Annotated in this window: 6 protein-coding genes; all 6 read right to left on the reverse strand. The window is 60.7% G+C overall.

Translation table 11 applies throughout. The features are described 5' to 3' along the window. Positions 1–3 precede the first annotated feature (3 nt). On the reverse strand, positions 4–1,101 hold the full coding sequence (gene flgJ, locus BN1137_RS20845; protein ID WP_050720423.1) for a flagellar assembly peptidoglycan hydrolase FlgJ: 1,098 nt from the start codon (positions 1,099–1,101) through the stop codon (positions 4–6). Between the two features lie 55 nt (positions 1,102–1,156). Further along, positions 1,157–2,254 (reverse strand): flagellar basal body P-ring protein FlgI, encoded by a 1,098-nt coding sequence (locus BN1137_RS20850; RefSeq protein ID WP_050720424.1) that lies wholly within the window; start codon positions 2,252–2,254, stop codon positions 1,157–1,159. Positions 2,255–2,289: 35 nt separating this feature from the next. After that, on the reverse strand, positions 2,290–2,961 hold the full coding sequence (gene flgH, locus BN1137_RS20855; RefSeq protein WP_050720425.1) for a flagellar basal body L-ring protein FlgH: 672 nt from the start codon (positions 2,959–2,961) through the stop codon (positions 2,290–2,292). A 25-nt stretch (positions 2,962–2,986) separates the two neighbouring features. Next, complete coding sequence (gene flgG / locus BN1137_RS20860; protein WP_033131136.1) at positions 2,987–3,775, reverse strand: flagellar basal-body rod protein FlgG; 789 nt, start codon at positions 3,773–3,775, stop codon at positions 2,987–2,989. Positions 3,776–3,789: 14 nt separating this feature from the next. Further along, positions 3,790–4,536 (reverse strand): flagellar basal-body rod protein FlgF, encoded by a 747-nt coding sequence (gene flgF / locus BN1137_RS20865; protein ID WP_050720426.1) that lies wholly within the window; start codon positions 4,534–4,536, stop codon positions 3,790–3,792. Positions 4,537–4,681: 145 nt separating this feature from the next. Then, positions 4,682–6,040, reverse strand: coding sequence for a flagellar hook protein FlgE (gene flgE, locus BN1137_RS20870; RefSeq protein ID WP_050720427.1), 1,359 nt, complete (start codon positions 6,038–6,040; stop codon positions 4,682–4,684). Positions 6,041–6,090: the final 50 nt, after the last annotated feature.

Raw genomic sequence — 6,090 nt, forward strand, 5'->3', positions numbered from 1 at the left:
AACTTACAGCTCCATCTCTGTGTTTCTGGTTGCAGTGTTGCCGGGCGAGGAGTAGCCGGCGATGGCATCACTGCGCAGTACCTGTTTCAGTTTCCTGGCGTACTGAGGGTCGGTGGCATAACCGGCCTGCTGCAACGCCTCGAAATAGCGGTCAGGGCTATCTGCCTTGGCCAGTGCCCCCTGGTAACGGGAACCGGAGGTCAGGAAATCGACATAATCGTTGAAGCTCTCTTCAAACGACTCATAGGAGCGAAACGCCGCCTTCTGGCGAGATGCCACCCCTTGCTCATATTCGAGGGTGCTGACCACCGCCTTGGGTCCTTCCCAGCGAGGATCGGCCTTGATGCCGAACAGGTTGTGGGTCATCTGCCCCTCCCCGTCTTTGATCACCCGCTTGCCCCAGCCACTTTCCAGCGCGGCCTGCGCCACCAGCACCGCCGGGCTCAGCCCTAGCTTATCCGCCGCCTTCTTGGCCAGCGGCATCAGCCGGTTGACAAACTCCTCCGGGGTATCGAATACCTTGCCGGTCGTGTCCAACGCCTGAGTCTGGTCCTGCGAAGCGCGATTCATGGGTGGAATGGTGCGATGGGTTCTTCTCGGCATGGCCAAGACCGGTTCGGCCCCCTCCATCCCCTTCTCAGCAAAATCTTTGCCAACTTTTGAGGCTTCAATCAAATCGTTCGGGGCCGAGGTGGGAGCCTGATAGGGTTTATGCACCCGTTCGGTGCGCTGCGGCATCTTGAGCACCCGGCCATCGTTATGGGTGAAGCTCTTCTCCGGCGAGAACTGCTTGACCACCATCTCGGCGATGCCAAGGCCGCCCTTGCTCGACATGTCGGCGACCCGCTGCTCGTCGAGCATGCCCTCGTAGAACTGGGTGTAGCTGCTGTTCATGGGGTTGTCTTGGGTCAACACCGCATTGGCCTCACGCATCCCCTTGAACAGGGTCTGGGTGAAGATGGACTCGAACTGGCGGGAAGCCGCCATCAAGGCATCGGCTTTCCCCTCCTTGTTCAGGCTCATCCGGCGCAGTTTGTCCAGATTTTGAACATCCTGCACCATGCCAATATTGATACCGCTTTGGGTGTCGAACTCTGCCATACCTACCTCTTTGCCGCCCGTGGCAAGCCTTTGCCGCTTAACGCTTGCTAAACCGTTACAAAATGACCAACTGTCCCTGGATGGCGCCCGCCTGCTGCAGGGCCTCCAGGATCGCCATCAGATCGCCGGGGGCGACCCCGACCTGATTCACCGCCCGCACCAGATCGTCCAGGGTCGCGCCGGTATCGAGCTTGAACATCCGCCCCGGCTCCTGCTGCACGTTGATGGTGGAGTTATTGGTGACCGTCGTCTGGCCACCCGCCAGCGGATTGGGCTGGGACACCTGCTGGTTCTCGGCGATGGTGACCGTCAGGCCACCGTGGCTGATGGCGGCAGGTCGCAACTTGACCTGGCTGCCGATGACGATGGTGCCGGTGCGCGAGTTGACGATGATCTTGGCGGACTCGCTGGCCGGATCGATTTCAATGTTCTCGATGGTGGCCAGATAGGCGACCCGCTGACCCGGGTCGCGCGGGGCAAACACCTTGATCGAGGTGGCATCCAGCGCCTGGGCCATGTTCGGACCCACCAGATCGTTGATCGCATCGGCCAGTCGCCGGGCGGTAGTGAAGTCGGGTCGGTTCAGGTTGAAGGTGATGGTATCCCCTTGCGCGAAGGAGTTGGGCACCTCGCGCTCGACGGTGGCGCCATTGGCGATACGGCCCACGGTCGGGGTATTGACCACGACCTTGGAGCCATCTGCCCCCTCGGCACCGAGACCACCCACTACCAGGCTGCCCTGGGCAACCGCATAGACCCGGCCATCCAACCCCTTGAGGAAGGTTTGCAGCAGGGTGCCGCCGCGCAGGCTCTTGGCCTCGCCGATGGCGGAGACGGTCACATCAATGGTCTGGCCCGGCTTGGAGAAGGGTGGCAGATCGGCGTGAATGGCGACCGGTGCCACATCCTTGATCTTGGGCTTGATGTTATCGGGCACCTTGATGCCGAAGTTGTTGAGCATGGTCCTGAAGGTCTGCTCGGTGAAGGCGTTGTTCTTCTCCCCGGTGCCGGGCAGCCCCACCACCAGGCCGTAGCCGATCAACTGGTTGTTACGCACCCCTTCCACCGAGCTGAGATCCTTGATGCGGGAGGCGTGCGCCAATCCGAGCGGCAAGCAGCAGCACAGCAGTGCGAGCAGACGAAGTCGATTCATGAGAGCTCCTAAAGTGACCACCAGGGCCCTGAGTACTAAATGGGCCACCAGGGACCATTGAAAAAGCTGGTAAGCCACCCTTGTTCCTGGCTGTTGGCCAGATCTCCGGTACCGCCGTAATGGATGCGCGCATTGGCGACCCGCTGGGATGACACGCTGTTTTCCGAGGTCACATCTTCGGGGCGTACCATGCCGGTGATACGGATGTACTCGTTGCCATTGTTGAGCATGATCCACTTCTCGCCGCGCACCAGCAGATTGCCGTTTGGCAATACCTTGACCACGCTGACCGAGATGTTGCCCTGCAGGCTGTTGCTCTGATCCGCCTTGGCCTGCCCCTTGAAGGCACTGGTCTGGCCGATGGAGGCGGAGAGATCATAAGGGCTCGCCGTCACCGGCACCCCGCCCAGGGTGACGGGCTCCAGCTCCAGCTTGTTGTCCTTGCCGCTCTGGGTGTTGGCCTTCTTCGACGCCGAGGTCGATTCGGCCAGCTGGATGGTGATGATGTCGCCCACCCGGTGTGCCTTGATGTCCGAGTAGATGCCATTGACCTGCTCGGGCTGGAAGATGGCGCCGGTCGGCCGCACCGACACCGGATCGGTCTCGCCGTAGACGGGCGCAAACTCGGGATCGTCGGGCTTGGCGGTATTGGGGGTGCTGGCACAGCCTGCCAGCGTCAGCAGGCTCAGCATCCATAGGGCTTTCATCATGGGCCTCCGCATAGGTGCCTGATTAGGTACGTTGGGTCAGGAAGGACATCATGGAGTCCACGGCCGAGATGACCTTGGAGTTCATCTCGTACACTCGCTGGGCCTGAATGAGGTTCACCAGCTCTTCGGTCACGTTGACGTTGGAGGTCTCCAGCATGCCCTGCTTGACGACCCCCAGCCCATCCGCCCCGGCCGTGCCCTGAATGGGCGCACCGCTCGACTGGGTCTCGAGGAACAAGTTCTCCCCCATGGGTTGCAGGCCGGTCGGGTTGACGAAGTCGGTGGTGTTGATCTGGCCCACCACCTGGGACTGCCCATCCCCCTTGAGCTGCACCGACACCTGACCATCCTCACCCACGGTCACGCTCTGGGCATTCTCGGGGATCTGGATCTCCGGTTGCAGCGGGTAGCCGTTGCCCGGCGTCACTATGGTGCCTTCATCGTTGAGGGTGAACTGGCCGTTGCGGGTATAGGCGGCGCTGCCGTCCGGCAGCTGGATTTCGAAGTAACCGCGCCCGCTTATCATCAAGTCCAGGGAGTTATCCGTGGTTTGCACGTTGCCCTGGCTGTGGTTCTTCTGGGTGGCGACCACCTTGGCCCCCGCCCCCAGCATCAGACCGGAGGGCAACTCGGTATCGGCCGAAGAGCGGCCACCAGGCTGGTTGATGTTCTGATAGAGCAAGTCCTCGAAGATGGCACGGGCCTTCTTGTAGCCGACGGTGCTGGCGTTGGCGAGGTTGTTCGAGGTGACAGAGATGTTGGTCTGCTGGGCATCGAGGCCGGTCTTGCTGATCCAGAGTGCAGGGTTCATTTAATGCTCCTTGATTAGCTGATACGCAGCAGCTGGGTTTGGGCCTCGTCATTTTCCTCGGCCGTTTTCATGATCTTGACCTGAGTTTCAAACTGACGTTGCAAGCGAATGAGGTTGGTCATCTCGTCGACCACGTTGACGTTGCTGCCTTCGAGCGAACCCGCCAGCAGGCCGACATTGGCGGAGGCGGCTTCATTCTGGCCATCTTTGCGTCGAAACAAGCCATCCTGCCCCTTCGCCACCGCATCCGCCGGCGGATTGACCAGCTTGATGCGCTGGTAATCCTCTGCCAGGTTGGGGGCGGCCCCTTCCGGACGGCCGCTGATGGTGCCATCTCTGTTGATCTCGATCTTCTCCATGGGCAGCGGCAGCACTATGGGCTGACCGCCGTCATCCACCACGTTGAGGCCGGTCGAGGTCTGCAGGTTGCCCGCCGCATTGAGCTGCAAATTGCCCATGCGGGTGTAGGCCTCTTTCCCATTGGGATCCTGCACCGCAATCCAGCCCTGGCCGTCGACGGCGACGTCAAGATCCCGCCCCGTGGTCATCAGCATGCCGTGCTGCAGGTTCTGGCCCGGACTCTCGGTCATGGCGAACACCCGCGTGGGCAGCCCTTCGCCAAACGCCTGCATGCTGCGCGCCTGCTCGAAGTCAGACTTGAAGCCGATGGTGTTGGCGTTGGCCAGGTTGTTGCCACGCACAGCCAGGCTGTTCATGTTTTCCTTGGCCCCGGACATGGCGATATAAAGCAGGTGATCCATGGGATCCTCCGTCAAACAGATGACTCTGAACGGACAACTGCAAGTTGGATGCCAAGACAAATAAGGGTGCTGTACAGAGAGGAGAAAATACGTGGAGCAGGTGTAAAAAAGGGCGCCTAAGCGCCCTAATCGTCAGCGGTGTACCTTAGCGGATCTGCAATATGCTCTGCTGCAGCGAGGTGTTGACCTCCAGCGAACGGGAGTTGGCCTGGAAGTTACGCTGGGCGGTGATGAGGTCCACCAGCTCGGTGGTCAAGTCCACGTTGGACTGCTCCAGCGCCGACGACTTGATGGAGCCGAAGGTGCCGGAGTTCGGGGTGCCCGGCAAGGCATCGCCGGAGAGCAGGGACTGACGCCAGGAGGTGTCGCCCACCTGGGTCAGTCCCTGGGAGTTGGCAAATTTGGCCATAGCGACCATGGCGACCTTGACGGTGGTTGCATTGCTGTAAGTGGCGGAGACGATGCCGTCCGCCCCGATCTCGACCTTGGTCAGGCGGCCGACGGTGGAGCCGTCCTGAGTCAACTTGTTGACTTCAAAAGGCGACGAGTACTGGGTCACAGTGCCGAGCTTCATCTCGATCGCCTGGGTGCCGTCGGCACCATTGGTGATGATACCAGCGCCCGGTGTTCCCAATGCTTCTGTCTTGATGACCGCCGGTGTAGTCGGGCTCACCATCTTGCCGGAGGTATCGAAGGTCACGCGGGCGCTCAAGGGTGCTTGGCTGACGCCGGTGGCCATGGTGGTGGCGGTACCGCCTGCGATGTCGATGGGCTTGTCACCCTGATACAGATACATGCGCCAGGCGGTCGGCACGACCGGCTTGGTCACATCCGCCGGATCAGCTTCTTTCACGAAGTACTGAGTGATGGTGTGCGGCTCCCCCAGGGAATCGTACACAACCACCGAAGTGGAGGAGGAGTAGGTGTCCGAATCCTTGGGATCGAACTTAGAGGCGTCAGCGGCACCGTTGCCCGCTGCCAGCGGTAACGCCTTGGAGGGCAGGTTGAAACCAGCATCGATCTGGGATGTCATGACGGGCTCACCGGCCCTGTCCGGGATCTGAATGGGCTTGGTCGCGTTGATGCTGACCGCCTTGGGGGTGCCGTCGGCGTTGGTCTCGTAGCCCTGCAGGTAACCGCCGGAATTGCTGACCATATAGCTGTTTTCGTTGAGCTTGAAGGCACCGGAGCGGGTATAGGTGCGGTCCAGGCTGGTCATGTTATCGGAGGTGACGAAGAAGCCGTTGCCCTGAATGGCGAGATCCAGCGCGTTGTTGGTGAATTGCAGCGCTCCTTGGTGGAACTGCTGTGCCACCGCCCCCGTTGCGACCCCGTTGCCGACCTGGGTCTTGGCATTGACGAAGATGGAGTTGGCGTAGACATCGGCAAACTCGGCGCGGGACTCCTTGAAGCCGGTGGTATTGACGTTGGCAATGTTGTTCGCGGTGACGTTCAGGTCTTTTTGAGCCGCATTGATGCCGCTGAGGGCATTGTTAAATGACATGTCTTTCTCCTTAGATCACTACGTTATATGGTCGGGGTCGGGGTCGGGGT

It is taken from the genome of Aeromonas tecta, assembly GCF_000820185.1.
In the GTDB taxonomy this organism is placed as follows: Bacteria; Pseudomonadota; Gammaproteobacteria; order Enterobacterales; family Aeromonadaceae; genus Aeromonas; species Aeromonas tecta.